The following is a 26570-nucleotide window of genomic DNA, read 5'->3' as shown; positions in this document are numbered from 1 at the left end:
GTCAGTGTTCTCCTGTGATCGGTGTGGTGCGTCCTACGAGGTGGTGGAGTGCGTTGGTGTCCGCGCTCGGGGCGAGCCGGAGAACTTCGGATTCTGGATAAGCCCCCGCGTCGAGCCCACGCAGTACCACCGCTGCCAGCGCCTGGGCAGTTGCAGGTTCGTCCATCACGTCGCCACCTTGGCGCCCCAGGTACGACTGGATGCGCGGGGCAGCGGCGCCGAGCGCGTTGCGGTAGAAGCCGAACGTGGCGAGCCAGCGGGTGACCAGATGCCCGGGGTGCATGTCCCACCCCTGGTAGTAACCGCGTTCCAGGGACCGCGTGACGAGACGATGGTGCCGAGTGATCGCGTCGCGGATCGCCGTGGCGCTCCCGACGGGCGCGACCTGAGTTGACCCGTCGCACACCCAGACGCCGGTCTGCGCGGCAGCAGCCAACATGAGAGCCTTTGCGTGGTCTGCCACCGGATGTTCGAGCGACTGATGACGCGATGCAATTCCGCAAGCCGCACTGTAATCGTAAGTGCCGTAATGCAAACCGGTCAGACGGCCGGCACCGCGATGGATGGCCTGAGCAACTGCCACAGTTCCGTCGGCAGCGATGACCGCCTGCGGGCTCTCGATCTGCAGCTCGAACCGAAGCGAACCGGTCTCGAGTCCGTGCGCCTTCTCCAGTTCTTCGCAGAGCACCACCGTCGCCGTGACCTGCTCCACCGCGCGCAGTTTGGGAACGGTGAAGACAAATCCGTCCGGCACTCCGCCGGCCGCGTCGAGCACAAGCTCGAGCGTCCTGATCGAGCGTCGACGCTCACCGGCCGGCAGCCCTTTGAACCTGATGCCGCCCCAGTTCGGCCCGGCAGGATCAGCGCTCAACGCTGCAAGTGTCCGCCCGGCCGACGTCGCTGCTGCGTCTTCTTCTTCGTCGCTGCGGCGTCCGTACCCGTCCTCGAAATCGATCCGAAAGTCTTGGACCGGCTTGCGGCCGAGTTGAACTCGCACATCTGCGAGCGCATTCTCCGTGTCGAGATCGGCGAACACATGCGCATGGGAATCGAGAAGCGCGATCGCCTGCTCACCCCAGAGACGAGGGGTGTCGACGGTTGCATCCGCGGCACTGACGTAAATCGTGTGCACGGGCTGGATCTCGACACGGTTTCCCGGGAACTGGGCCGCGAGCCGCTCGTCCACCGGATCCAGAAGTCCGTCCAGACGATCGTGGACGGCGGCGGAGAGTCGGGATTCTGTCATCGGACGATCTTCGCAGAACGTCCGCGAGCCCGCAGGTTCTCACGCCGCCGATCCAGTCCGGGTCAGCGACCCCCGACGAACGGAACGTTGACGAAGCTCGGCCGATCCGCAGCCAATTCGATGTGCTGCGGCTTCAGTTGGCTGTCGGCAAGCATCGGCCCGAGCGCCAGGTATCGCGGCACGCTGGCAGCGTAGACGTCGACGCGGAGCCGGTGACCGGGTTGTAGCACTGCGTCCGTCGGGAGCATGTTGATGTCGACGGCGGTGACCTCACCGGGAACCACCGGCTGACGCGTGTCGATCGTCAGATAGTGGTGCGGTTCACTGTAGTCACCGTTGGCCGAGCGAGTGCTCTTGGAATCGTCGACCGCCCGGAGCGACGCAGTCAGCGCGCCGTTCGTGATCGGTGTCGATGTTCCGTCCGGCGCTACGTCGTTGACCGTCGCTGCCCAGAATCCGTCCGTCGCGTCCAGGACTGTCTCGAGGTGGACGTTGATCGGGCCCGAGAGTGAGGTCGGCTCCGTGACTGCCTCACCGGTGAACGTCAGACCCTCCGCTTCCTGGAATCGGGAATCCTTGGAACACGACGCACCGAGCACCACGGAGATCCCGGCAGTGCCCTGAGTTCCGTCACCGGAGCAGAAGCCTCGCAGTCCGGGTGCGACTGTCAATCGCGCTGCGGCACTGGGCTGGTCACTGGTCAGTGAACCGTCGTAGGCCGCGTGTGCGGCAGTTCCGCTGGGCGCGGAGTTCAGATACATACGTTCGTACGTCGCGCCCGCTCGCGGGAACTGATCATCCGTGATCCATCCGCCACCTTGCTGGAACATCGTCACCGGACCGTATCGCTCGATTCCGTTGTCGATGCCCTTGAGCCACTTGTCGAACCACGCGCGTTCGAGTACGTCGAGGCGAGGCGGCGCACCGTCCTTGCCGAATCCTCCACCGGGAGTGACGTGATAGCCGTTGCCCATGATCAACTGCTTCTGCCCGGCCGGCAGATCGATTCCGTTGTAGATCCGCGGCTCGCTGTTGGCGAAGATGTCGTGCCAACCGCCGTAGACCATCGTCGGAACAGTGATGTTGCCGACGTCAGCGGATCGGTCCTGATAGAACTGACCGTCCTGTGCGACTTGCAGAGTCGACGGTGACACGTCCTCGATTCTCTGGGCCGTCATCGCTTGTACCAGTTCAGGAATCAGGGTGCCGGGATCCTCGAGGCGGCTCGCCAACCACAGTGGATCGAAGTTGCCTTGCAGGATGTCCTGAACGTTCGGAATGAGTTTGAGCCCGTTGACCGCGGTCAGCCACAACGGCATGAACCCGACTCCGAGTCCGCCACCGGTTCCGACGATGTCGCGTAGCAGATCGTTGCCTGGTTCGACCGGGAAGATTGCCTTCAACGCAGGCGGATTGTTACTCGCGGCCTGTACGGAGTTGATCGCGGAGTACGAGATTCCGGCCATCCCCACTTTGCCGTCGGACCACCCCTGCTTGCTCATCCAATCGATGACTTCGACCGAATCCTGTTGCTCGCGCTTGCCGAGCACGTCCCAATTACCTTGGGAGAAGCCGGTTCCACGTGCGTCGACCACTACCTGCGTGTATCCGTTCTGGACCAGATCACGGTTGACGCCGAGAACCCTGGCGCCTCCGCCGGCAATGACGCCCGTCAACTCCGAGACTCCGTCGAACGGCGCCGCGAGGTCGAGCGAGTTCGCCACGTCCATCAACGTCTCACCCACCTGCGGGATCGACAGAGCTGAATCCACCAACGTGTCCAGCAGTTTCGTGTAAGGAGTTATGTTGAGAACCGAAGGCGCCTTCGATTCCACAGCGCGCCCGGACGCATCCGCCGGTCGGTACACATTTGCCTGCAGAACCGTGCCGTCACTCATCGTGATGGGTACGTCCCACTCGACGGAGACGCCCGGATACTGCGGCGCAGTCTCCGTGGCCGCGAGCCAGGTCTGTCCGTCCGACCCTCCCGTCGGATCCGCGGAAGCGACGGCGCTCGGCACCGTCAATCCCACGACGCACAGCCCCACCGCAATCGTTGTCGACCTTCGACGTAGAAGTCGTGTCCTCACGAAAACCCCAATTTTCTGTTGTGATGACCCAGCCCTGCCCCCACGACAGTGACCGGCGTCACGAACTTACCGGATAGTAACTTCCGTCCCATATGTCGTCAATAGGTCTCGATGCCGCCCGGACGGCTAGCTTTGAAGATGTGTCACGATCTCCCCTTCCCGTCCGCGACGGCCTGAACCCGAGTCGCATCCGTCAGCCAGACGACGGCATGTGGGCGACGACGCTCGACTACCTGCTCGAACGGTTTCCCCAGGACGCCGTCCGCCTACGGGAGAAAGTCGCAGCCGGGGAGGTCGTCGACGAGAAGGGCGTCGCGATCACCGAGACGAGCGGTTTCGCCCCCCGGCGTTTCGTCTACCTGTACCGCGACGCTCCCGTCGAAGCGCGGGTGCCGTTCGAGATCGACATCCTCTACCGGGACGAAAACATCCTGGTCGTGGACAAGCCGCACTTTCTCGCGAGCACGCCCCGCGGGCGATACATCGCCGAATCGGCCTTGGTGCGGTTGCGTCGGGATCTCGATCTGCCGGAGTTGAGTCCAGCGCATCGCCTCGACCGCGTCACGGCAGGACTGCTGCTGTTCACCGTGCATCAGGCGGCCCGGCGCGGCTATCAGACCATGTTCGCCGACCGCCGCGTCACCAAGGAATACGAGGCCATCGCGCGTTACGACGCGCAGGTGAGCACTCCCGTGATCGTGCGCAGTCGCATCGTGAAAGAACGCGGCGTGCTCAAGGCCGCGGAGATCGAGGGCGAGCCCAACAGCGAGTCGCGGATCGAACTGATCGAGACGCGAGACGGCTTCGCGCGGTACCGGTTGACTCCCCATACCGGCAAGACCCATCAACTTCGCCTGCACATGACCTCGCTCGGGCTCCCGATCCACGGCGACAACTTCTATCCCGACTTCTACGACGTTGCCGCAGAGGATTATTCGAACCCGCTGCGCCTGCTGTCGAAGGTTCTCGAGTTCGAGGATCCCACGACCGGCCGGCTGCAACGGTTCGAAAGTCGGCGGACCCTGTCCTGGCCGGACGAATCAGGCCGTGGCGACTCGCCGTAGGGACCCCGGACCCTTCCACTGCGCCTCCGATACCGGGAGGATGGAAGCGCAGACCGCACCGCAAGAGGAGACCAGATGAGCAAGACCGCCGTCGTACCCGAAGCCGTACGGGAGATCGAGCGCAAGTACGAGGCGCCGGCCGAGCAGGAAGTTCCCGCGCTGGGTGGACTTCCCGGTGTCGTCGGCGAACCGGTCCACGACTCGATACAGCTCTCTGCCACCTACTTCGACACCGCCGACTACCGGTTGCTCGCCGAGAAGATCACGCTGCGCAAGCGTGAGGGCGGCGATGACGCGGGGTGGCACATGAAACTTCCCGCAGGCGAGGACACTAGAACCGAAATCCAGCTTCCCCCGGACGAGAGCACCGATGTGCCCTCGCCGCTGGCGAGTCTGATCCGGGCGGTCATCCGCGGTCACGATCTGGTGCCGGTCGCCCTGATCATCACTGATCGGGAGCGCACCAGACTCAACGGCGAAAACGGTGTTCTGCTTGCCGAAGTGGTCTCCGACACCGTCATCGCCTGCAAGGCAGACGGTTCCGGTGAGTCGACGTGGCAGGAAGTCGAGGTCGAACAAGGCGCAGGCGGGCAAGCCCTTGCCGATGCAATCGAGTCGGTTCTACTGGACGCGGGGCTCGAGCGTTCTGCGAGTCCGTCCAAACTCAAACGAGCACTGGGCACTTCGGTCACTCCATACGTCGGCCACGAGGTCACCACTGGCAAAGCGTCGAATCCGCGAATTCTGTTGCGTAATTACCTCATCGAACAACTGCGCGCACTGGTCGCCGCGGATCTCGGCACGCGCCGCGCCGACGACGAAGCCGTTCACGACTTCCGGGTCGCAGCACGTCGTATCCGCAGCGCTCTACAGTCGTACGCCGGTCACTCCCCCAAGACCGACGATCTCATCACGGATCTTCGGTGGATCGGTGGAAAGTTCGGTGACGCCCGCGACGTCGAGGTCCAGTGGGAGCGTCTTGTGGAACGACTCGGTGAAATCGACGAGATGCCCGAGCGAGAAGCAGTGCGCGCTCGAATCGACGAGTACTTCTCGGCCCGCGGTGAAACCGCACAGGAAACCGCCCTCGAAGCGCTCGATTCCGAGCGCTACACCACACTGCTCGATCGACTCGACGAGTACGTCGGCGACCTCGAATTCGACACTGCCGCCCACCGTGTAGGAAAGAAGGCGTCGGCACGAGAGCTGGCGCATACCCTGCGCCATCTAGCTCACAAGGTCGGTAAGCGAGTCGATCACGTCTTCGATGCCGATACCCGCACCGAGCGTGACGAGCGAATGCACCGCGCACGCAAGGGCGCCAAGCGGATGAAGTACGCGATCGAGGTCATGGAACCGGTGTCGAAGAGCCGGGCCAAGCGTGCCTTGAAGCATTTCAGCCACTTCCAGGACGTTCTCGGCGAGCATCAGGATTCCGTTGTAGCCCAACATCATCTGCTCGAAATTGCTGCGGAGCAGCAGCACACCTCGCTCACCAGTTTCGGATTGGGCATGGCCTACCGACGAGAACTGGAAATCGCCGACGGGCAAGCAACACTGCTCCGCAAGACGTGGAAGGAAGCCGTCAAATCAGCGTCGTCACTCTGGTGACCAGGCTGCAACCAGTCGACCGATCTCGATCATTTCAGAGGAGTAGACATGAACACACTTGCAGGACACCAGGACGTCGTCGCCGGTATCGACGGATCCGAGGCCTCGACGGCGGCGGCCCGGTGGGCAGCCTCGGTCGCGAACGCGGTGAACTCACGACTGATTCTGGCGCATGCCCTGCCGCAGGAGGGCCCGATCTACAGTCCCGCTGCAGTGATGTTGCAGTCGCAGTTCCTCAGCCAGATCCGCGAAGACGGCGAAGCGATCATCGATGCCGCCGCCGCGGTGATTTCAGCTGAATTCCCGGAACTGACCATCGAATCCGAGATCGCACCGGGCCCGGCGTCGACGCACATCCTCGAATCCTCGGGTACCGCACGCCTGATCGTGATGGGGTCGACCGGATCCGGCGCACTGCGCTCGCGGCTGCTCGGATCGACCGCACTGAAGGTGGCAAATCACGCAACCTGTCCGGTCACTGTCTGGCGTGGTTCGGCGGAGAATCCCGGTCCGGATCAACGTCCCGTCATCGTCGGAGTCGACGGAAGTGCGTTGAGCAAGAAGGCCGTCGAGTACGCGTTTCGTTATGCCGATCAGTTCGACGCGCCGCTTATCGCGGTCCACACCTGGCAGGGTTCGTCCACCTTCCGCGAAGGCGGAGCGGGAATCCTCATCGACTGGGAGGCCGTCGAGCAGGAGGAATCGGCACTGCTGGCAGAGAACCTGGCCGGCATGGCCGATCAGTACCCGGACGTGCCGGTCACCCGCATCAGTGAACCCGGCGCCGCCGCCCCCGTCATGCTCAAGTACGCCGACGACGCGCAGTTGATAGTTGTCGGAAGCCACGGCCGCAGTGCGATGGCCGCCGCCGTGATGGGCTCGACCAGCCAGAATCTGCTGCACCACGCGCCAGGGCCGGTCATGATCTGTCGCGCCTGAATTGCTGTGCGCTTAGCTCACCCTTCCGCGGGCGGGAGGTGCCCACAGCAGGGGTCAGGCGAGGCCCGTGCCCACCAACTGACCTACTCCGTAGGTCACAGCCATCGCGAGCGCGCCGCCGATCACCACTCGTAGCACCGCTCTGGTCTTGCGGGCTCCGCCGAGCGTCGCGCTGATCGTCCCCGTCAGTGCAAGTGCGATCAGCACTGCGAAGAAGGCGATGGGGACGCGGATACCCGTCGGCGGCAACAGAATTGCGACCAACGGGATCGCCGCTCCGATCGTGAACGAGATTGCCGACGAAATCGCCGCGTGCCAAGGATTGGTGAGATCATCCGGGTCGATACCCAATTCGACTTCGACGTGTGCCGCAAAAGCATCGTGCTCGGTCAATTCTTCGGCGACGCGGCGGGCCGTCTCCGGACTCAATCCCTTGTTCTCGTAGATCTCGGTCAGTTCCTGGAGTTCCGCCTCCGGTGTCTCGAGGAGTTCCTTCTTCTCCTTCTGCAGGAGTGCGCGTTCGGTGTCTCGCTGAGCGCTGACCGAGACGTACTCACCCAACGCCATGGACACAGCACCGGCAACCAGACCAGCGAAACCGGCCGTGAAGATCGCGGAGCGCTCGGTTGTGGCTGCCGCGACACCGACCACGAGGCCTGCGGTCGAGACGATTCCGTCGTTTGCCCCCAGAACACCTGCACGCAGCCAGTTCAGGCGATTGTTCAAACTCGGTGCGTGAGGTTCCGATTCCCCACCGGGCGCCCCGTCGGTCAACTGCACACTGTCTCCGGACATGGCAACAGATTAGGACGATCAGTCCGGTTGCGATAGCAATCTGAGCCTGTCCTTCGCGTACTGATATATTCCCAGACAGAACCCAACCAAGCATTTGCTAGGTAATGAAACGGCACACCTCTGGAGGCATTGTGAGCGCAGCACGCACCGCTTTTGTCAGCGGCGGAACCGGTGGAATCGGGTCGGCGATCGCGCTTACTCTCGCCGAACGCGGGCACGACGTCGCCTTCACCTACCGAAACAACAAGGACGCTGCCGAGCAACTGAGCGAGCAGATTCGAGCGCATGGCGTGCTCGCCCACTCGTACTCTCTCGACTTGACCGACGAGTTGTCGATCAGCTCCGCCGTCCGCGATGCGGTCAGTGATCTGGGAGCGTTGACGACACTGGTCCACGCTGCGGGACCGCACGTCCCGATGACGCACCTCTCACGCGTGACGCCGGCGTTCTTCACCGAACAACTGAACCAGGAAGCCGCGGCGTTCTTCACACTCGTCCACACCGCCCTGCCTGCGCTGCGGGCATCTTCGGGTTCGGTGGTAGCGGTGACAACCGCGGCAACGGATCGTTTTCCCGTGCGCGACGGACTCTCCGCAGGCACCAAAGGGGCTGTCGAACAACTTGTTCGCGGATTCGCCGCAGAGGAAGGACGCTACGGCGTTCGGTTCAACGCGGTAGGACCAGGCATGTTGACGGACGGAATGGCGGAGCGACTGATCAACTCCGCCGAACTCGACCAGAGCGCACTCGACGTGACAATGAGCCGAATTCCGTTGAAGCGCTTCGGATCAGCTGTCGACATCGCCGAAGCAGTATGTTTCCTCGCAAGCGACGCGGCCGGATTCATCAGCGGTCAAAAGCTCAACGTCGACGGCGGCTACACCGTCTGAGCGCTATCCACCCAACTTGCGAAAGACCAGTCGCACGGCAAGTTCGAGGTGCGCCATCACCTCGTCCGTCGTCATCCGGCCGGCAACCCACGAGACCAGACTCGACATCCAGACGTCGTCGATGACCTTCACCGCATCCATCTGCTGTTGCGAGACTTCCTCGACGCCGATCGCCTTCGCGAACATCTCGGTCACGACCCCACCGAGCGCGTTGAGTTCCGGAGTCGCCGACGCGTCCGCGAACATGTACGCCCGAACCAACGCTTCGTAACGGAGGTGATCGGTCTCGAGGACCTCCGTATTCTTGCGCAGCACAAACAGAATTCGGTCCGACGGAGTCTCGCCCGGGATTACAAAGTCCTGGAATCTGTCACGCAAACCCTCGAACATCCACAACAATGCGACGACAAGCATGTGGTTCTTCGACGGGAAATACCGGTAAACAGTGCCGATCGCGACGCCGGCGCGATCGGCGACCGATCGCATCTGCACCGCGTCGTAGCCGCCTTCGGAGGCGGATTCCATTGCGGCGTCGACAATCCGGCGAAAACGCGCTCGTTGCGACGGCGTCGTACGACGTCCGGTCACCGAGCTACGTTCGACCACCGACTGGTCTGCCTTGTCGCCACCTGCCATGTCCACAACCCTAATTAGACGTCGTTTTGCCGACTCCCAATGTAGCCGCCCAACGCAATCGTCGGGTGCATGACTGCCCGCTTCCGAGCTGGCCGCCAGTAAGACTGGCCGAGATCAGGAAGCGCGCCGCGGCCGATCGGATCGGCCGCGTCTACGTGGATCTTCCGACCAGTCGCGCGACGGTGCGCGTCGGCCCGGCGCTTGAGTCCGGCGCCTGTCGGGTTGCGGCGCCCGTCGCTCCGGTCGGCGTTGACCAGTAGGGGCAGGCTGGGCGCGGCGAGCAGGCGGCCGACGTCGGCCAGTCTGTGGCTTCTTGGCAATGCCGAACCGAGGCTTGCCGAAGACCAGCGGAATCCAACCGCGACCGCTGCTCTCGGCCGAGGCGACAGCCTCGGGCTCACGGAAGGCTGCGTGCGCGATGAGCCCGAACATCAGCAAGGTGGTGATCATCGACGTTCCGCCCGCCGAGATGAGCGGTAGTTGCAGACCGGTCACCGGAATCAGGCCAACGACGTAGGCGATGTTGATGAACGCCTGCACGACGATCAACGTCGTTGCCGTCGCCGTCATGACCTTGAGGAACGGATCGGTGGACCGCTTCGCGATCCGCAGTCCGACGATCAGAACCGCGGCGAAGAGAGCAACGACGATCAGCGCACCGACCAGACCCAATTCTTCACCGATCACGGCAAAAATGAAGTCGTTGTGCGCCTGAGGGAGGTAACTCCATTTGGCGTCGGACTGCCCCAGACCGCGACCGAAGATGCCGCCGTTCGCCAATGCGTACTTGGCCTGAGTGCTCTGGAAGTTCAAGCCTTGCGGGTCGAGATCAGGATTGAGGAAAGCCTTGATGCGATCCGAGCGGTAACCAGCAGTAAGCCCGAGCACGAGAAATGCGACTGCGGAACCGAGCGTGAGGCTGATGAACGTCTTCATCCGGAACAGCCCGAACCACAGCACCGACATGAAGATGATGCCGATGGTGATCGTGGTTCCGAGGTCCTTCTCCAACACCACCAGAACCAGAACCAGCAGCGTCGTCCCGCCGATCACCGGCAGCGCGCGGTTGACATCCATCCGCGCGTTCATGAACGACGCAACCGTCGCCGCGGACCAGATCGCCAGAGCAAGTTTGGCCAGCTCCGACGGCTGGAAGGAAATACCCGCGATCACAAACCAGCTGCGAGCACCCATCTGTTCCGAGCCGATACCTGGAATCAGCACCAGGACAAGCAGAACAAGACACAGGATCAGCAGCCATGGTGAGGCTCTACGCATCGTTTCGGTCGGCAACCGCACGACCGCCACGAACATCACCAAACCGATCGCTGCGAACATGCACTGCGGCCAGAAGCGGGCGTAGGACGTCCCGGACAGAACATAGGATTCGACGCCCGAAGACGACAGCACCATCAGCAGACCGAACGCGACGATCAGCACGACCAGACCGACGATCATATGGAAATCGAACAGTGGCCGATTCGTCCACATCGCCGTTCGAGCGCGGAAGGGTGTCGATGTGCGGTCACGTTTGTCCGACGATCCACGGGGTGAGTTAACTGGCTCTCCACTCCCGCGACCGTTGGGCTTGTCTTCACTGCGACCGGTCACCACACAAGTATCGTCCCACGACTCCTAACCCATGGGTAACACAAGTCCCATGAGTCACACGGGCTCGGCCTCCCGAGGTCCATGGAGACCCACGAAATACCAGGTCACGTCCTTCGCCGGCGTCGGTCTGCCACCGCCCCCGCCAACGAGAGCGTCAACATGACCACGCAGACGGCAAGCGCGATCCCGAACGCACGTCCGTATCCGTCGGGCGACGATCCGAGTACACCGAGATACAACCCCGATACCGCGGCCAGCGAGATGGTCGCTGACAGGCGCTGAGACAGTTGAAGGAAACCCGCCGCAACACCGTTCGCGCCCGGCGGTGCATATTCGAGAGTCAGCACCCGATTGGGCGCGTCGACCAAACCGCTGGCAACTCCCGACAACACCGCTAGGACCACCAGCACCGGGATCAGATGTTCCCGCGGAATCAGATTGACCGCTGCGATGTACCCGAGGATGACAAGGATCTCGCCGACTATGGCAAAAACCACTGCACTTCGGCCGAACCTGGCAACCAGCCGCCATCCGAAAGCCGACGTCAATGCCATCGCGAGTGAGCTACCGGTCATGAGCAACGCCGCACTCAGCGGGGCGAAGCCCAAACCTTCGATCAGGTAGAGGCTGAGCACCGCGTTGACGGCGAGGATGGATCCGAACCAGAAGAGTGCAACCGTCGTACCCAACCGGAAGCCCCGTGAGGCGATCAACGACGGAAGCAGTACCGGCGTCCCGCCGCGCTCGGCGTACCGACGTTCCCAGAACCAGAAGGCAACGGCAGCGCCGAACGCACCGATCAGGAAAGCCGCAGCCACAGTGACACTGGTTCGGGTCACGATGGGCCACAACAGGAGCCCGGTCGTAGTCGCCAGCAGACACAGCCCAACCGGATCGATCGATGCGCCTGATCGGGTAGTTCGATCACGGCGCAGAAAGCGACACGCCAAAATCAGAGTGATCACGGCAAACGGCACGTTGAGAACGAGAAGCAACCGCCATCCGAAGTCGGCGTCGGAATACTTCAGCAGAACGCCACCGAGGATCGGTCCGGAAACGCCGGCCAGACCACCCGCGGTGCTGTACGCGCCTAACGCCTTCGCCCGAGCCTTTCCGGACACCCGGTCGGTGATGATGCCGAGCACCTGCGAACTGATGGTGCCTGCGCCGATCCCCTGCCCCAGACGCGCCAACACGATCATCGACGGATCCGACGCACATGCTCCGAGGATTCCCATCACAGCGAAAATGCTCAGCCCCGCCAAGAACAAGCGTCGACGCCCGACGACGTCACCGAGTCGGCCCGCCGGCACAAGGGCCAAGCCGAAAGTCAGCGAATAGCTCGCAAGGATCCACTGCACCTCGGAGGTCGACGCGCCCAGCGACGCCCGGATCGACGGAACCCCGATTCCGAGCACCGCCGAATCGAGAAGGGTGGTGAAGCCCGCGGCTACGCAGACGATGATCTCCCAGCGGACGGCCGAATCGAGCTTGGTGGATTCGGCCGCCGCTGTGACCGTGTGGGACAGGACCCGTTACCCCGCAACTTCAGACGCGGCCCGACGCGTGAGCGGCGGTCGCAACCCCAAGTGCTCTCGCAGCGTCGACGTGGAGTACTCGGTGCGGTACGCCCCACGCTCCTGCAGTTCCGGGATCAACCAGTCCACGATCTCGTCGAGCCCGGTCGGCACCAGGTACGGCGAGATATTGAAGCCGTCCGAAGCTCCGTTGCGCACCCAATGGACCAACTGATCTGCGACCTGCCCCGGGGTGCCCGCAAAACCCGAACGCTGCGAGGTCTCGATGGCGACCTGACGTAGCGACAGATTCTTTGCCTCGGCGAGAGCCCGCCATTCACGTGCAATCGCAATGGGGTCGTTGCCGTCTCGCGCGGAACCGCGCGTCTCGGACACCGGGCGGGCAACCGGATCTTCCTCCGGTAGTGGACCGTCCGGGTCTCGGTCGGAAAGGTCCTTCCCCCACACCAATCCGACGAGGGACAGTGCGGTTTGGCCGGTGAACTGACCTTCGAGGACCCACCGCGCCTTCTCTTCGACCTCGGACTCGTTCTCCGCCAACACGATCTGCGTGCTGGGCAGGATCTTGACGTCGTCCTCCGGTCGCCCGACGCTACGCAACCGAGCCCGAATGTCGTCGGCGAAGTCGAGCGCGCCGTCGAAATGCGTCCCGTGTCGCGAGAAGATGACGTCGGCGTGCGTCGCCGCGAAATCGCGTCCAGTCGGCGAATCGCCCGCTTGAAAGATGACCGGATGTCCCTGTCTGCTGCGGGGAAGCGTCGGCGTCACGGTGATGTCGAACTGCGAAGTCTGGCGGCGTACGTCGCTCACGGCTCCCGGAGTCGACCAGTTCTCGGACGTGCGAGAGTCCGAGATCGCGTCGTCGGCCCACGAATCCCACAGTGCCCGTGCAGTTTCGATGAACTGCCCGGCACGCTCGTAACGCAGGGCGTGGTCGAGGAAACCACCGCGACGGAAATTCTCTCCCGTCCAAGCGTTGTCAGTGGTGACCGCGTTCCAGCCGGCCCGTCCGTCGGAAAGTAGATCGAGGCCGGAGAGTCGACGGGCGAGGTCGGCCGGTTCGTTGTACGTGGTGTTCTGTGTCGCGACCAGCCCGATCTTGTCGGTGATACCGGCGAGGGCGGCCAACTGCGCAATGGCGTCGGGGCGGCCGGCGATATCCAGATCGAGAATCTTGCCGTTCTGCTCGCGAAGACGAAGGCCCTCACCGAGGAAGAAGGCGTCGAACAGACCTCGCTCGGCGGTGAGTACCAACCGCCGAAACGTCTCGAAGTCGATCTGGGATCCGCTCGAGGAATCGGACCAGATGGTGGTGTGGTTGACCCCTTGGAAGAAGACGCCGAAGTGAACGTGTGCGTCGGGTCGAGGTACGGCGGAGCGTGATGCAGTCATAGCCGAAATGTCCTTAGCGCGAAGTCAAGTCAGGAGGAGTGGACGAATCGATTTGCGGGCCGCTGCAGGCCGAGGTTGCCCCTCAGAGTCGATCCCGGAACCGGGCGTCGCGTCAATCCGGACTTCGACAGCGCCGGAAGCACGAATTTGGCCAGCACCGGAAGGTCCTCGTCGATCACGAGAGCGTGGAAATGAACACCGTCGAGGTGTCCGGCCAATTCCTTCAGAACCACGGCCGCTTCCCCCGGATCTGCAGCCAGGAGCAGTCGGCCAGTGACGACGGCATTCCCGTACGAGTTCAGCTCGATCAACCGCTGCGCCGCAGACAGATTCGGCGTATCGAATGCCACATCGACCTCGGCGACCACCAATGACGCGCCCTCATCGCGCGCCTTGGCAGCCGACTGTGCAATGGCCTCCACCGAATCACCGGAAACGAGAACAACATCGGCCTGGTGTGGTTCGATGGCGCCGTAGCGGCCGAACACCACCAACTGGCCTTGCGGCGGCCGCGGAACGATTGACGGCCCCTTCACCGAGAAGGTGTCGCCCTCGAAATTGACGTAATGCAGACGATCACGCTCGAGGAAACGCCCACTGAGATAGTCACGGACGACGGCGTCGTCCTCCCACGAATCCCAGAGATCTGTCACGACGGTAACCGAATCCCGCTGCTCCTGCTGACGCGCCGACTCCGTCGTTACCGGAGCCCTCCCCCACGCCCTCGCCGCGGCATCGTCTTCGACCGGAACAGCAAGCCAGCCGCCACGCCCACGCGAGGAGTAGTCCAATGTCGCCAATTGCGAAGAGGTGTGGAACGGTTCGGCGTACGTGGTCCCGACGACGGGGACCAGTCCGATCGTGCTGGTCGTCGCCGCCACGTATGACGCCCTGGAGACGGCATCGATGCGGCCGACAATGTCACCACTCGGAGGGAGGATGGAATCGTCGAACGTCGCGAAGGTGAAGCCCGCATTCTCGGCAGCCGCGACGCGATCGCGCACGGCCTTACCCGTGAGCAACTGATCCGGGCGATGTGAGCTTCGGCGCCAGGCAGCGGGGTGAGTGCCCTCGCCGTCCAGTTCGATACCCACGGCAAATACAGTCATGTGTCCTCCATCGGTCCTGGCGGTAGCACCCACACTGCGGTTAGGTAGCGGGTTGCTGCGGCATCATCGAGCCAGGTCTCTCAGCCACTCTGGATGGTGGATGCAATCTATGCGGGCGACGCTGAACAAGTCAAATCGCGCTTGACGAATCATATTGACCTACAACATATTTCAATACAATCATCCTGATCGAAAGGGTTGCGCAACGCTAGCCGACGTAGACACGAAAGAGCCCCGCCCGACTCGCGTCGGACGGGGCTCTCGGTGTGCGCTGGAACGCTACTTCGCGCCCATCCATGCCTGATCGAACAGCATGATGCCGGTTGCAGTCGGAACCACACCGTGCACGTTCTTCTGCCAAGCCCAGAACGACGTGAGCCCGCCGATCGGCGCCGACGGAACCGTCTCGTTCCACAGCGTCTGAATCTTGCCGATGATCGCCAGGGTCGACGAATTATCCTTGGCTTGTTGTAGATCTGCGATCAGCTGATCCATCGCCGGGTTCGCATATCCAGCAGTATTCGCCATCGAGGTGCTGTTGGTCGTGGAGAACAATCCGAGATCGAGAATCGACTCGTACATTCCGATGCCCGCGTGCGCGAGGTCGAAATCGTGCTTGACGTAGACGTTCTGCACGATGTCGCCGGCGTTGTTGGCCAAGATCAAGTTCACCTCGAACCCGACGGCCTGCAACAGTGACTGCACGGCGAGGCCGATCGCGTGGTCCTTGGGCTCACTGAGCACGACGTAGTCGAGAGTGCCGTCGTATCCGTCTGCCTTCGCCTGATTCAGAAGCTCCTTGGCCTTTTCGGGGTCGTAGGCAATACCCGGTGTGTCTACGTGCCATTGCGACGTCGGACCGAACAACTCCGAGCCAGGCAGTCCCTCACCGTTTTCCACGCGCTGATCGATCAACGTGGTGTCCAGCGCGTAGCCGATAGCCTGGCGAACGCGAACATCCGAGCCCGGTCGGCCTTCACGATTGTTGACAATCTCGGCACTACCGGCGTTGAGCACGTCGATGTAACCGGGGTAACCAGCGGACTTGGCGGAATTGATCGCCGAAGTAAGGCCGCGAATGTAGGCAACATCGAGCTGACCGCTGTTCAATGATTCGAGATTGGCCTGCGGACCGTTGAGTGCAACCATCCGCAGTTTGTCCAGCTTGGGAGCGCCGCCGTAGTAGGACGGGTTGGCTTTGAAGATTCGCTCGACGCTCGGCGTGAAGAGATCTTCGGTGAAGGGTCCGGCACCCACGGCGGTGAACTTGTCGCCTTGCTGCGAACTCGGGGCGACGATCATCCCGTGCCCGAGAGCGAGCATCGACGGAAAGCGCATCCACGGCGTCTTCAGCTTGAAGTCGACCGTCGTGGGGCCGCTTGCCTGCGCCGATTCCACCGAAGCCAGCCACAACTCGGCGCCATTGCCCTTGCCCGCGTTGTACCGATCGATGCTTGCAATCACGGCGTTGGCATCGAGCGCGGAACCGTCGCTGAACTTCACACCGTCGCGAAGTTTCAACGTCCACGTGCTTCCGTCGTCGCTGGTATCGAGCGATTGAGCCAACTTGGGCTCGAACTCGCCGCTCGCAGTGTCGTAACTCATCAGGACGTCGTACACCGCAGCAAAGGCCTCACCGCCGGAACCACCGCGCGCTGCCGTCTTGGTCGGGTCAAGTGAGGGAACGAGAACCTGCACGCCGTACGTCATGGTTCCGCCGGCGACCGCGTCGCCTGGGTCCGGTTGCTCGTTGACCATGCCGGTCACGACGTCCCCCGACGTATTCGTCGTATCGGTTCCGCTGTCGTCACCGTTGCTCGCGCAGCCCACCAACAGAACCCCGGTACCGAGCAATGCGACGGCGACCCGGCTGACTTTCCCGATGCGCCAAGATCTCGAGTGCGACACGGAGATTCCACCTCACTTCCAGTAGACGCAGCCACGGATCGGCCGCAATCGGCTAATAGTGATGTCCTCTGTGGAGTGACGCCCAGCACGTTCCCGGTGACCGGAAACATTCACGGAGACAAAGGATGCGCACAACTGAGATGATCGGGCCGAGTGGTTGACGGCGACTGACATCCGAGCACGAAAAAGCTCCAACCTTATGTTCGAAGAACATGAGATTGGAGCTTGTCGATAAGAATTATGGTGGCCAGGGCCGGGATCGAACCGGCGACCTTCCGCTTTTCAGGCGGACGCTCGTACCAACTGAGCTACCTGGCCGGACGGCACCCGAACCGAATGCCTATCGCATTGCTTTATTCTCAACCAATTGATTGAGAACAAAGCTTTGCGACCCTGACGGGACTCGAACCCGCGACCTCCGCCGTGACAGGGCGGCGCGCTAACCAACTGCGCCACAGGGCCTTGCTTTTTCCTTGCTGTGAAACCGTACTACATCTTCGAGCCGCTCCCAAACCACTGTCCTGGCCTGGCATTTGTGCATCTCAAAGCGTGTCGTGCGGGTCAAACCATACTGCATCGTTTCGCTTTCGCAAAACGTACCCCCTACGGGATTCGAACCCGCGCTACCGCCTTGAAAGGGCGGCGTCCTAGGCCGCTAGACGAAGGGGGCCCGCCGGATCTCTCCGAACTAGTACCCCAACGGCGTTCCGTTGGGAGCTTGGATAGCTTATGGCACAGCGTTCGGAAATCACAAATCGCCTGGTCATGGGCGAAAAGTGGACTATTCCGCGTCGGGGAACTCCACTTGTGGCCAGCCGTCGCGATGAAACTTCTCCAACCACTCCGGTGTGGCCATGGCTTCGAGCACCACTTCGAGGGACTCCTCGAACCACACACCCAGATCGCCACTCGAGGCAATCAGGTCCGCCATGTACCGCTGGCCGGCAAGGCTCGCTGCCAGTACGCGCGTGAATTTCTCCGGGTCCACGTCTTCGCGGAGCAAACCGTCGTCCTTGGCGCGCAATGCCAACTCGTAGGCGGTCTTTCCCCAGACCTGCCCGCCACCAGATTGCACATCCTTGTAGAACTCCGGCTCGATGATCAGCCGGAATTCCGCCTGCACGATTACCTCGGTACGGAAGACCTCGGCAATGTCGAGCACGAGCCCGTGCAATGCGACGAATGGATCGAGGTCTGTTCTCTTGGCCCAACGATCAGTGATTCCAGTGAAGGTTTCGATAGCCGAGGTCAGAACCGCTCGCGCCAACTCTTCCTTGGACTGGAAATGGAAATACATGGCGCCTTTGGTGGCGCGGGAGCCCTCGAGGATCGTGTTCACCGACGCAGCTGCATAGCCGCGCTTGGCGAATTCGACTGCAGCCGCTTCGACCAGGGCGGCGCGGGTACGCCGCGCACGCTCTTGTTGACGTGCCATTTACGGTGTTGTGCCTCTCGCAGAGTTGGTACGCAGAATCGCCGTGATCGGCGCCTGTCATCCCCCGAAACCTCACAATATCCCCTCCAACACACCCTACGTAAGGACTAGAGCGATACCCGCCAAAAGTACTAGAGGCAATCGGCTGTCCGGGGGACAACAACCGACTTTATGCCCAAAAGACACCAAGTGGTATGGTTTTGGCCGCTCGGGTGCGCTGCAGGGGGTGCGCATCCGAGCTTTTTCGTGTCCGAGATTCCGATAATCCGACCTCGCAGACGGAACTGCTTCGCCGACGGATGAACGGCAATCCCAAGGTTTTAAACAACTAATGCGATTGTTTATTCCCCAGTTTTCGTCGAAACCGTGCTGGCGGCATCGAAATAACACAGTTAGACTGTCTAAATGAACGATGGCGAGGGTCGCAGCAAGAATCGGGACGAGATCGACGTACTTTGGGACGATCTGGGTGCCTTCGTCCGGCGTCTCCGCACCAAACGCCACGACCACAAACTCACGCCGAGCCAGATCCAAGCTCTCGGCCACCTCGACCGACAAGGTCCGTTGACCGCAAAAGAGTTGGCGAAATTCGAGCGCGTCACACCGCAATCCATCGCAAAGACCGTGGCCGCGCTCGAGGAACAGGGCATGGTGACGCGAAGGGCGGATCCATCGGACGGCCGCGCGGCCTTGGTCACGATGACCGAACTAGGCACGTCGGCCCTTCACGAAGACCGAACGAAACGCACGCAGTGGCTGGCCGAGGTCATCGACGCCGAGTGCACCGAAGCCGAGCGTGACTTGCTTCTGATCGCCGGCCGAATCCTGCGCAGACTAGGCCAGGGCGCGTCCCCAGCATCGACATCGATATCAGAGGAGTCACTGATGAACCCGTGACCGCCGTCGTCGAAACGTCGACACCCCAAGCCTCCGTTCCCCTGAAACTGAGTCTTGCTCTCGGTTCGGGAACCGTTCTTCAGGCACTGAACTCGTCGATGATTGCGGTGGCAATCGTCCCGATCGCCACATACTTCGGTTCCAGTTCGGGCACAGCGTGGGTCATCTCGGCTCTCTACATCGCGACTGCAGTCACGGCACCGGCGGCGGGGCGACTCGGATCGATCCTCGGCGCCAAACGCGTCTATCTGGCGGGATTGGGTCTGATCGCTGCCGGATCGATCCTCGGCTCGCTCGCCCCGTCGCTGGGTTGGCTTATCGCGGCGCGGATTCTGCTCGGAATCGGCACGGCGACACAGTATCCGAATGCGATGACCGTCATCCGCGAATACGCTGACCGTCACCGGGCTCAAACCCGTTCAGCTATAGCAACACTCACCATTTGCGCTCAATCGGTCGTCGCGCTGGGGCCTACTCTCGGCGGGTTGCTGGTCGGCACACTCGGTTGGCAGTCGATCATGTGGGTGAACCTCCCGCTTGTCGTCGTCACTGCCGTATGGGTCTTCTTCGCCGCTCCGAGCGACTCCGCCCTGCCCGACCGGGCCGGCGCCACTGCGTTGTTCAAGTCACTCGACCCACTCGGTATCACGCTGTTTCTGGCCCTGACGACGTCGACGATGCTCTTCCTCCTGTCTCTCGCCGAGCACGCGAAGTGGTATCTCGTCCCGTCGACGGCCCTCTTCGCGTTCCTGTTCGTCTGGTGGGAACGTCGAACCACCTCGGCGTTCATCGACGTCCGTGCCGTCGCCCGAAACCGCGCACTGAGCATGACTCTCGGCCGGACCCTGCTGACTTACACAGCGTTCTACTGCATCTTCTTCGGACTCCCCCAGTGGCTACAGGTAGCCCGCGGAATGTCACCGATCAGCGCCGGGCTCTTCATGCTGCCCGTCGCTGCGGTCGGGATCTTCGCGACCATGTCCGCGTCCAGGGTGTACGGGAAATTCGGCGCACGGATCACCCTCCTGATCGGCACCGCCGCGTTGGCTGTCGGCGGGATTCTGATCGCCTTTGTCGAATCTAGTTCGACTCCCCTTGTGGCACTCCTGCTCATAGCGGCGATCCTGGGCATCCCCAACGGCTTCAACAACATGGGAAACCAGAACCTGATCAACTCGGTGACCACCTCCGCCGACGTCGGGACCGCGATCGGCCTTTACCGAACAATCCAGTACATCGGCGCCAACCTTGCGGCCGTCGTCATCGAGCTGACCATGCGCGGAACCATCGACGACGCGGGTCTGCATCGCACGGGCGGGACCATCGCCGTCATCGGAATCGCCCTTCTGATGGGGGTGGTGTTTTCACGGACTCTGCGGTCCCGTTAGACTCTGCGCCGCGCCCCTATAGCTCAGTTGGTAGAGCTACGGACTTTTAATCCGCAGGTCGTAGGTTCGAGTCCTACTGGGGGCACAAACACAGACCCGGCGCCTCATTCGGAGGCGCCGGGTCTTGTGCGTTCATGCCACATCAATTCGTGCCACATCAATGCATCAGCAGGTCATCGAAGCAGGAACTCGACGCTCACGCGCTCGAATGCCTCCTTGGCTTCGATCATCACCCAGTGCCCGCAGTTCGGGAATACATGCAGTTCGGCGTTCGGAATCAGTCGCATCGGAATCATCGGCATGTCCGGTGGACACTGCCTGTCGTCGAGCCCCCATGTCAGCAAGGTCGGGCATTGCACCTTGTGCATCATCGACCAGTACGGCGGCACATCCGAGTTGGACATCATCTGCTGCTGAGCGGCAAAGGCTTTGGATCCGTACATCGCGGTCAATGCCTGGTGCGAGGCCGGATCGTTGGCCGTTTCCCATCGTTCCTCGATCCGCGCCTCGGTGACGACAGTCTTGTCGTACACCATGCATTCGAGCCATCGAACCAACTTCTCACGGCTGGGAGCGTCGGCGAAGTCCTGCAGGAGACGGGTACCTTCACTTGGATTCTGACTGAAGATGTTCGGGCCGACGCCACCGATGGTGACCAGCCTGCAGACACGCTCCGGGAACCTCATCGCGACGTTGACGCCGACTACCCCACCCATCGAATTGCCGATCATCGCAGCCGATTCGATTCCCAGCGCGTCCATGAATCGGATCACCGACGACGCTGCCGTGATCACCGGATGGCCGTCGACGGGATCGCTCACGCCGAAACCCGGGAACTCGAGGATGTAGCAGTGGAAATGCTTCGCGAATACCTCGAGGTTCCCCCGATAGTTCCGCCAACCACTCACACCGATCCCTGAGCCGTGCAACAGGATCAACGGCGGACCATCGCCCGCCTCGTGAAAGCGCAAAGTCCCCTTGTCGGTAGCGACTTCGCGTTTGGTCCCCTCATAGGTCACGTCCATCACGCAAGATTAGAACGTGTTACAGATTCAGGACGGCTGATTGCGGAACTTCGCAACCACCGTCAGAAGCATCCCCCGCTACCTCGACGCCCACTGCGATTCGTGGACTTCTGCTCGCTCGGTTTCGACTTCCCCGGCCCAGCCTTCACACACCGGTTGGGGCGCCGCACTTGCTCGAAGTGTCCGGCGCTCACAACATGACCGGCCACACTCACCCGGACAGACGTGTCTGCGCGGGCGGTTCCGACTTCCGCCGAACCCAACGCCAACGCGAATGCAGCCACCAGCACCAGGGCTACCTTCTTCGAGATCTTCATTGGCACGGCCACTGAGACACGGTTCCACTCCAGATACTGAACAGGTGCGCGTGTCTAAGGAACACGCTGAGTGTCGACGATATTCAGTACGGGTGGCCGGCCGCGATCCTTTAGCTCACCAGTATCTGAACAGTCGACAACAAAAGTTTGGGCGGCACGTCAACATCCCGAGGGCGTCAACGAGCCAACGACCAAGCTACGCACCAATACTGAGAATCACGTAAACATCGTGCAGACGCCGGGGCCGGCGCCTTTCGAAACTCCCCCAAAGCGATGTCCAGGTTCACGTCCTGCCTGAATCGTTCTGTTTGGTACTTTTACCCCCTGAGGCGCACTCCTCAGATTCGCTGTCGACCCAGCACAAACGGCGTGCAGTACAAATCGGATACTGCGGCCCGCGAACGCCTTACCAAGCACTCACGAAAGCCCGGGCAAACATGACCGAAACGGAAACCACAGTGCGGGACGACCCGCCGCGGACGCCATTCGAACCCGAGGATCGCTGGGTTCCCGTCGACCGTAGATGGTTCGGCCTGGACCGAGCGACCATCATCCCGGCAGCGATAGTGCTGGCCGTTGCGATAGTCATGAGCATCCTCATCCCGGCCGTCAACAACTCTGTCGCCTACGACGACGAAGTCGTGGCCGGGGATGTCATGGAACTCAAAGACGGCATCACCTTCGTTCCCGCCGTCGGCTGGGGAATCACAGACGGGGTCCGCGAAACTGATGCTCCCGTCTCCGGTTCGTTCCCGCAGCGCGCAACTCTGGTGAACAGCGGTGCACTGTTCACCGTCTACACGGCACCCTTCGCCGGTGACGCGAACGCTCTACTCGAACAGATCAAGAAGACCTCGGACGCCCTGGCAACAGCAGAGTCTTTGCGCGTCAGCGGCGACTCTTCCTCGATCACCACGGCGAGCGGCATTCGTGGTGTCATCACCAGCTACTCGAACTCGACTGCCGACGGCGTGATCGCAGCATTTGTCGTCGACGGAAAAGGCATCGAAGTTGTCTCCACCGGGCCGAGCGATGTGGCTCCGACCATCACGGACGACATTGCTCACATGATCGTGAGCATCAGCCACCGAGCCGGAGAGGGTTCCTGATGAGCACTCCCACAACACAACCCGCAAACGATCTCCTCACCCGCGCCGGTGCGATCGAGAACTCCGGTTGGGGTAGGTCGTTCACGTTCTACCAGCCGCGCAACGCCGCTTTCTGGGTTTACCTCGCTTTGGTGGTGAGCGGCGCCTTCAAATTCTTCTCGCTGCTGTCGTCGTCCGCCGGCGCTTACGGAGAAGCCATCGCGCTTTCGCTGGTGCTGTTCGGTGTGTACGGCGCCATCTTCTGGTGGTTCACGCAGCACATCGACAGGTACGCGCGCCAACCGGTCAAACTGATCGTCGTTGCGTTCCTGTGGGGCAGCTTCGCCGCTACATGGGTGATGGCCGCAAACGCCAACGACGCCATCTTGTCCTTGTACGCCAAGACATTCGGACAGGCGTGGGCATCGGACTGGGGCCCCGGCCTGACAGCTCCGTTCACCGAAGAAATCGCCAAGGGCATCGGGTTGCTCCTGCTCATCGCACTGGCATCTCGATTGGTGCGCACCGCATTCGACGGATTCATCCTCGGCGCCTTCATCGGACTCGGCTTCCAGATCTTCGAAGACGTTCTGTACGCCTTGAACTCGGCCGCGTCGCAGTTCGGAGCCGATCCGGTCGGCGCTGCGATGCCGACGATCATCCTCCGCATGGTATTCGGAGTGGCCGCACACACTCTGTACAGTGCGATCTTCGGTGCCGGACTCGTCTATCTACTGGGACGGCCGGCGGAACCGCGTCGTGTGGGGCGCGGACTCGCGCTGATGGCGACCGCGATGCTGCTCCACGGCCTGTGGGATTCCGCCGGTGCCTTGACACAAGGCAAGAATGCACTCCTCTTTCCGCTCTTCTTTGTCATGGTCGCCGCTGCATTGACCCTCGTGGTCCGCGTGTTTCGAATGACGGTTCCACGTGAACGCCAGTTCCTGAGCGACATCCTGGCACCGGAAGTCGACCGTGGTGTCATCACGGACGAAGAATTCGTCGCTCTGTGCGGCGACCACAAGGCACGCAAGGCTTTCCGCAAATCTGCAGGCGGACACGCGGCCCGTAAACGCGCCGAATACGTCCTCGAAGCCGCGGCAGACCTCGCCGACGCCCTGGCAGACTCCCACGGAACCACCACCGGCCGAGTCGAATTCGCTCGATCCGAGGTAAGTCGTATCAGGAGCGGTCAGCCGTCGGTCAAGCTCTGACCCGCTCCGAACTGGAATTCAACGCCGCGTCCCCTCGTGCGAGAGCACAAGGGAACGCGGCGTTGGCCATTGATCACGTTGCACATCCGGTTCGTCACGTCGCGATCAACCGCTGAACCGCCCCGACCGCAGCCTCGCGACGCTGAGCGACGGGACGGGACGACTTGAGCGCGAACATCCGGGCGATGTCGGTGATCAACAGAATCAACTCCGCGGGATTCCACTCGGGGTCGATGTGTCCCTCGAGTTGACCTTTGCGAATCTCGGCTACCTTCGGCCGGAACGTCTTGCTTCGTATGTCGTCCTCGCTCATGACGTCCGGTGCTTCGAGATCCGCCCATTGCTGCAATCGAGCGTTCTCGGGATGCGCGACGTAGTTGTCGAAGAGTCGACCTGCATACCCCGGCAGATCATCACCTCGTAGTGCTGTCTCCGCTGTGGTTTCGGACGTCCATTGCTCAGTGACGGCAGAAAACAACTCTTCCTTGCTCGCGAAGTACGCGTAGAGACGGTCCTTGCTGGCACGCGCTTGCGCGGCGATCCGATTGATCCGCGCGCCGGCCAGGCCGTACGTCGCAAATTCGTCCTTTGCGGCCGCCAGAATGCGGTCTCTCGTGGCTTCCCCTGCTGAGCGCATGTTCACAGCCTAGAACGAATCGACCGTTGCCGAACCATCCGGTTCGGCGTAGCGTGCAGAGTTGACGAACAATTTGGTTCGCGAACTTCGGCCAACTCACCCGCCGACGCAAGGAGAGACATGAATCTCGATGACGCTCGAACCGCATTCACCCGGCTCCGTGGATCGGAAAGTGGTGTTTCACCAGCAGAACTCGACGAAGTGTGGGCCGCGCTGGAAACCGTTGCCGCCGAAGAAATCCTCGGCGAATGGAAAGGCGACGACTTCGCCACCGGTCATCGTCTGCACGAAAAACTGTTCGCGAGCCGCTGGTACGGCAAGACTTTCAATTCCGTCGAGGATGCCAAGCCGTTGATCTGCCGAGACGAAGACGGCAACCTCTACTCCGACGTCAAGAGCGGCAATGGCGAGGCAAGTCTGTGGAACATCGAGTTTCGTGGCGAAGTCACGGCGACGATGGTCTACGACGGCGCGCCGATCTTCGACCACTTCAAGAAAGTCGACGATTCGACGCTCATGGGCATCATGAACGGCAAATCGGCGTTGGTTCTCGACGGCGGACAGCACTACTACTTCCTGCTCGAGCGAGCGTGATTCGCGCCGAACAGAATTCGACGTCCGCCATGCAGATGACAGCGGCGCTCTCACACGGCCCGCACTCCCCCTTCACCCTCGACACCGTCGAGATCGACGAACCCCGCGCAGACGAGATCCTGGTTCGCATCGTCGCGACAGGCCTGTGCCACACGGATCTGTTCACGAAGACGGTGCTACCGGAAAAGCTCGGGCCCTGCGTGTTCGGACACGAAGGCGCCGGCGTCGTGCAAGCCGTTGGCTCGTCGATCGACAACATCGCGGCTGGTGATCACGTATTGCTGAGCTACCGCAGTTGCGGTGTATGCAGGCAATGTCTCAGCGGCCATCGGGCGTACTGCGAAAGCTCACACGGGCTCAACAGCTCTGGCGCACGCACCGACGGCTCGACGCCGGTCCGGCGAAACGGAACTCCGATACGGTCCGCATTCTTCGGCCAGTCCAGCTTCGCGGAATACGTCATCGCCTCTGCCGACAACACCGTCGTCGTCGATCCTGCGGTGGACCTGACCGTCGCGGCTCCGCTCGGCTGCGGGTTTCAAACCGGCGCGGGTGCCGTGCTGAATCTACTTCGCCCCGAGCCCGACTCGACGTTTGTCGTTTTCGGGGCAGGCAGCGTCGGACTCGCAGCGCTGCTGGCGGCGAGGGCTGCCGGCGTTTCCACCCTGGTCGCCGTGGACCCCGTTGCGCAGCGGCGCGAACTCGCCGAGGAATTCGGCGCCGTCACTGTCGATCCCTCGAATGAAGATGCGCTCGACGCGGTCCGCGCCGCCACCGACGGAGGTTCGACGCATTCCCTCGACACCACCGGAATCGGCTCCGTGATCAATCAAGCCGTCACATCACTTCGAGCACGGGGAACACTGGCGGTAGTCGGACTCGGAGCATCCACGGTCGAGGTGAACATGGCCGACATCATGCTGAGCGGAAAGACAATTCGAGGATGCATCGAAGGAGAGTCGGAAGTCTCGACGTTCATCCCCGAACTCGTCGAACTCTTCACTGGTGGCCGATTTCCGATCGACCGCTTGGTGACGCGCTACGCCTTCTCCGACATCAACAAAGCCGTCGAAGATCAAGCGTCGGGGCGCGTCATCAAACCCGTTCTCGTGTGGTGAGGGGCGAAATGTCTCATTCGTCGACCCG

General features: G+C 62.0%; 23 protein-coding genes, 4 tRNA genes and 1 riboswitch. Of the genes, 11 read left to right on the top strand and 16 right to left on the bottom strand.

Features of this window, described 5'->3' with window-relative positions; translation table 11 throughout:
• Position 1: 1 nt before the first annotated feature.
• Positions 2-1246 carry a DUF6986 family protein gene (locus tag AC3WQS_RS03065; RefSeq protein WP_492713006.1) on the bottom strand — a complete coding sequence of 415 codons (1245 nt, stop codon included), beginning with the start codon at positions 1244-1246 and terminating at the stop codon, positions 2-4.
• Positions 1247-1308: 62 nt separating this feature from the next.
• Positions 1309-3336, bottom strand: coding sequence for a CocE/NonD family hydrolase (locus tag AC3WQS_RS03060; RefSeq protein ID WP_047889858.1), 2028 nt, complete (start codon positions 3334-3336; stop codon positions 1309-1311).
• A 140-nt stretch (positions 3337-3476) separates the two neighbouring features.
• Here AC3WQS_RS03060 and AC3WQS_RS03055 point away from each other — a divergent pair, with 140 nt between their 5' ends.
• From AC3WQS_RS03055 to AC3WQS_RS03045, 3 genes are all read left to right on the top strand, one after another.
• Positions 3477-4400: a pseudouridine synthase gene (locus tag AC3WQS_RS03055; protein ID WP_029256102.1), complete on the top strand. Its 924-nt coding sequence runs from the start codon at positions 3477-3479 to the stop codon at positions 4398-4400.
• A gap of 75 nt (positions 4401-4475) precedes the next feature.
• Positions 4476-6011, top strand: coding sequence for a CYTH and CHAD domain-containing protein (locus AC3WQS_RS03050; protein WP_492713008.1), 1536 nt, complete (start codon positions 4476-4478; stop codon positions 6009-6011).
• Positions 6012-6059: 48 nt separating this feature from the next.
• The gene (locus tag AC3WQS_RS03045; RefSeq protein ID WP_019745056.1) at positions 6060-6950 is read left to right on the top strand and encodes a universal stress protein; all 891 of its coding nucleotides are present in this window, start codon (positions 6060-6062) and stop codon (positions 6948-6950) included.
• A 54-nt stretch (positions 6951-7004) separates the two neighbouring features.
• On the opposite strand, the gene AC3WQS_RS03040 is transcribed toward AC3WQS_RS03045, so the two are convergent.
• Positions 7005-7745: a VIT1/CCC1 transporter family protein gene (locus AC3WQS_RS03040; RefSeq protein WP_019745057.1), complete on the bottom strand. Its 741-nt coding sequence runs from the start codon at positions 7743-7745 to the stop codon at positions 7005-7007.
• A gap of 104 nt (positions 7746-7849) precedes the next feature.
• Between AC3WQS_RS03040 and AC3WQS_RS03035 the strand changes: the two genes are divergently transcribed.
• Positions 7850-8635 carry an SDR family NAD(P)-dependent oxidoreductase gene (locus tag AC3WQS_RS03035; protein ID WP_492713009.1) on the top strand — a complete coding sequence of 262 codons (786 nt, stop codon included), beginning with the start codon at positions 7850-7852 and terminating at the stop codon, positions 8633-8635.
• A gap of 3 nt (positions 8636-8638) precedes the next feature.
• Here AC3WQS_RS03035 and AC3WQS_RS03030 read toward each other — a convergent pair whose 3' ends face one another.
• The 10 genes from AC3WQS_RS03030 to AC3WQS_RS02985 all read right to left on the bottom strand — a co-directional run bounded on the left by AC3WQS_RS03030 (position 8639) and on the right by AC3WQS_RS02985 (position 18264).
• Positions 8639-9271 carry a TetR family transcriptional regulator gene (locus tag AC3WQS_RS03030; RefSeq protein ID WP_019745059.1) on the bottom strand — a complete coding sequence of 211 codons (633 nt, stop codon included), beginning with the start codon at positions 9269-9271 and terminating at the stop codon, positions 8639-8641.
• Between the two features lie 114 nt (positions 9272-9385).
• Complete coding sequence (gene ftsW / locus AC3WQS_RS03025) at positions 9386-10762, bottom strand: putative lipid II flippase FtsW (protein WP_492713029.1); 1377 nt, start codon at positions 10760-10762, stop codon at positions 9386-9388.
• A 224-nt stretch (positions 10763-10986) separates the two neighbouring features.
• Positions 10987-12348 carry an MFS transporter gene (locus AC3WQS_RS03020; RefSeq protein WP_492713030.1) on the bottom strand — a complete coding sequence of 454 codons (1362 nt, stop codon included), beginning with the start codon at positions 12346-12348 and terminating at the stop codon, positions 10987-10989.
• Positions 12349-12417: 69 nt separating this feature from the next.
• Positions 12418-13812, bottom strand: a complete 1395-nt coding sequence (locus AC3WQS_RS03015; protein ID WP_020908902.1) for an NtaA/DmoA family FMN-dependent monooxygenase — start codon at positions 13810-13812, stop codon at positions 12418-12420.
• 29 nt (positions 13813-13841) lie between these two features.
• The gene (locus tag AC3WQS_RS03010; RefSeq protein ID WP_492713010.1) at positions 13842-14921 is read right to left on the bottom strand and encodes an LLM class flavin-dependent oxidoreductase; all 1080 of its coding nucleotides are present in this window, start codon (positions 14919-14921) and stop codon (positions 13842-13844) included.
• A 4-nt stretch (positions 14922-14925) separates the two neighbouring features.
• Positions 14926-15021, bottom strand: a riboswitch (SAM riboswitch).
• Positions 15022-15200: 179 nt separating this feature from the next.
• The gene (locus tag AC3WQS_RS03005; RefSeq protein ID WP_021345389.1) at positions 15201-16829 is read right to left on the bottom strand and encodes an ABC transporter substrate-binding protein; all 1629 of its coding nucleotides are present in this window, start codon (positions 16827-16829) and stop codon (positions 15201-15203) included.
• Positions 16830-17070: 241 nt separating this feature from the next.
• Positions 17071-17147, bottom strand: a tRNA-Phe gene (locus tag AC3WQS_RS03000).
• Positions 17148-17217: 70 nt separating this feature from the next.
• Positions 17218-17291: transfer RNA gene (locus tag AC3WQS_RS02995), tRNA-Asp, on the bottom strand.
• 135 nt (positions 17292-17426) lie between these two features.
• A tRNA-Glu gene (locus AC3WQS_RS02990) sits at positions 17427-17499 on the bottom strand.
• 111 nt (positions 17500-17610) lie between these two features.
• The gene (locus tag AC3WQS_RS02985; RefSeq protein ID WP_019745065.1) at positions 17611-18264 is read right to left on the bottom strand and encodes a TetR family transcriptional regulator; all 654 of its coding nucleotides are present in this window, start codon (positions 18262-18264) and stop codon (positions 17611-17613) included.
• Between the two features lie 405 nt (positions 18265-18669).
• Between AC3WQS_RS02985 and AC3WQS_RS02980 the strand changes: the two genes are divergently transcribed.
• The 3 genes from AC3WQS_RS02980 (at position 18670) to AC3WQS_RS02970 (ending at position 20634) form a co-directional block, all read left to right on the top strand.
• A complete protein-coding gene (locus tag AC3WQS_RS02980) occupies positions 18670-19161 on the top strand; it encodes a MarR family winged helix-turn-helix transcriptional regulator (protein WP_492713011.1) in 492 nt (163 codons plus the stop codon).
• The gene (locus AC3WQS_RS02975; RefSeq protein ID WP_269576971.1) at positions 19158-20549 is read left to right on the top strand and encodes an MFS transporter; all 1392 of its coding nucleotides are present in this window, start codon (positions 19158-19160) and stop codon (positions 20547-20549) included. Before AC3WQS_RS02980 ends, AC3WQS_RS02975 begins: the two co-directional genes overlap by 4 nt.
• Positions 20550-20561: 12 nt before the next feature.
• Positions 20562-20634 (top strand) — tRNA-Lys (locus tag AC3WQS_RS02970).
• A gap of 88 nt (positions 20635-20722) precedes the next feature.
• On the opposite strand, the gene AC3WQS_RS02965 is transcribed toward AC3WQS_RS02970, so the two are convergent.
• A complete protein-coding gene (locus tag AC3WQS_RS02965) occupies positions 20723-21574 on the bottom strand; it encodes an alpha/beta fold hydrolase (protein WP_487759773.1) in 852 nt (283 codons plus the stop codon).
• Positions 21575-21636: 62 nt separating this feature from the next.
• On the bottom strand, positions 21637-21903 hold the full coding sequence (locus tag AC3WQS_RS02960; RefSeq protein WP_134999848.1) for a hypothetical protein: 267 nt from the start codon (positions 21901-21903) through the stop codon (positions 21637-21639).
• A 425-nt stretch (positions 21904-22328) separates the two neighbouring features.
• Here AC3WQS_RS02960 and AC3WQS_RS02955 point away from each other — a divergent pair, with 425 nt between their 5' ends.
• Together AC3WQS_RS02955 and AC3WQS_RS02950 are read left to right on the top strand one after the other, a co-directional pair.
• Entirely contained in the window at positions 22329-23000 is a 672-nt protein-coding gene (locus AC3WQS_RS02955; protein ID WP_046379179.1) for a hypothetical protein, read from the top strand.
• Positions 23000-24193, top strand: a complete 1194-nt coding sequence (locus AC3WQS_RS02950; protein ID WP_492713012.1) for a PrsW family intramembrane metalloprotease — start codon at positions 23000-23002, stop codon at positions 24191-24193. The genes AC3WQS_RS02955 and AC3WQS_RS02950 overlap by 1 nt, the downstream gene beginning before the upstream one ends.
• Before the next feature lie 94 nt (positions 24194-24287).
• Here the strand turns inward: AC3WQS_RS02950 and AC3WQS_RS02945 are convergent, their stop codons facing one another.
• Positions 24288-24830 (bottom strand): TetR/AcrR family transcriptional regulator, encoded by a 543-nt coding sequence (locus AC3WQS_RS02945; protein ID WP_029256113.1) that lies wholly within the window; start codon positions 24828-24830, stop codon positions 24288-24290.
• Between the two features lie 120 nt (positions 24831-24950).
• Here AC3WQS_RS02945 and AC3WQS_RS02940 point away from each other — a divergent pair, with 120 nt between their 5' ends.
• Both AC3WQS_RS02940 and AC3WQS_RS02935 read left to right on the top strand, forming a co-directional pair.
• Positions 24951-25424, top strand: a complete 474-nt coding sequence (locus AC3WQS_RS02940) for a DUF4334 domain-containing protein (RefSeq protein ID WP_019745072.1) — start codon at positions 24951-24953, stop codon at positions 25422-25424.
• A gap of 29 nt (positions 25425-25453) precedes the next feature.
• Entirely contained in the window at positions 25454-26542 is a 1089-nt protein-coding gene (locus tag AC3WQS_RS02935; RefSeq protein WP_020908913.1) for an NAD(P)-dependent alcohol dehydrogenase, read from the top strand.
• Positions 26543-26570: the final 28 nt, after the last annotated feature.

The sequence above is a fragment of the Rhodococcus sp. FW305-130 genome (assembly GCF_058788335.1).
The sequence above is the reverse complement of the archived record's forward strand: the minus strand, read 5'-3'. Positions and strand labels throughout refer to the sequence as shown.

Coding starts and splice junctions, on each gene's coding strand:
- AC3WQS_RS03065 (WP_492713006.1), bottom strand. CDS start 1,246: ATGACAGAATCCCGACTCTCCGCCGCCGTCCACGATCGTCTGGACGGA.
- AC3WQS_RS03050 (WP_492713008.1), top strand. CDS start 4,476: ATGAGCAAGACCGCCGTCGTACCCGAAGCCGTACGGGAGATCGAGCGC.
- AC3WQS_RS03045 (WP_019745056.1), top strand. CDS start 6,060: ATGAACACACTTGCAGGACACCAGGACGTCGTCGCCGGTATCGACGGA.
- AC3WQS_RS03040 (WP_019745057.1), bottom strand. CDS start 7,745: ATGTCCGGAGACAGTGTGCAGTTGACCGACGGGGCGCCCGGTGGGGAA.
- AC3WQS_RS03035 (WP_492713009.1), top strand. CDS start 7,850: ATGAAACGGCACACCTCTGGAGGCATTGTGAGCGCAGCACGCACCGCT.
- AC3WQS_RS03030 (WP_019745059.1), bottom strand. CDS start 9,271: ATGGCAGGTGGCGACAAGGCAGACCAGTCGGTGGTCGAACGTAGCTCG.
- ftsW (WP_492713029.1), bottom strand. CDS start 10,762: ATGTGGACGAATCGGCCACTGTTCGATTTCCATATGATCGTCGGTCTG.
- AC3WQS_RS03015 (WP_020908902.1), bottom strand. CDS start 13,812: ATGACTGCATCACGCTCCGCCGTACCTCGACCCGACGCACACGTTCAC.
- AC3WQS_RS03010 (WP_492713010.1), bottom strand. CDS start 14,921: ATGACTGTATTTGCCGTGGGTATCGAACTGGACGGCGAGGGCACTCAC.
- AC3WQS_RS02985 (WP_019745065.1), bottom strand. CDS start 18,264: ATGGCACGTCAACAAGAGCGTGCGCGGCGTACCCGCGCCGCCCTGGTC.
- AC3WQS_RS02980 (WP_492713011.1), top strand. CDS start 18,670: ATGAACGATGGCGAGGGTCGCAGCAAGAATCGGGACGAGATCGACGTA.
- AC3WQS_RS02965 (WP_487759773.1), bottom strand. CDS start 21,574: ATGGACGTGACCTATGAGGGGACCAAACGCGAAGTCGCTACCGACAAG.
- AC3WQS_RS02955 (WP_046379179.1), top strand. CDS start 22,329: ATGACCGAAACGGAAACCACAGTGCGGGACGACCCGCCGCGGACGCCA.
- AC3WQS_RS02950 (WP_492713012.1), top strand. CDS start 23,000: ATGAGCACTCCCACAACACAACCCGCAAACGATCTCCTCACCCGCGCC.
- AC3WQS_RS02945 (WP_029256113.1), bottom strand. CDS start 24,830: ATGCGCTCAGCAGGGGAAGCCACGAGAGACCGCATTCTGGCGGCCGCA.
- AC3WQS_RS02940 (WP_019745072.1), top strand. CDS start 24,951: ATGAATCTCGATGACGCTCGAACCGCATTCACCCGGCTCCGTGGATCG.
- AC3WQS_RS02935 (WP_020908913.1), top strand. CDS start 25,454: ATGCAGATGACAGCGGCGCTCTCACACGGCCCGCACTCCCCCTTCACC.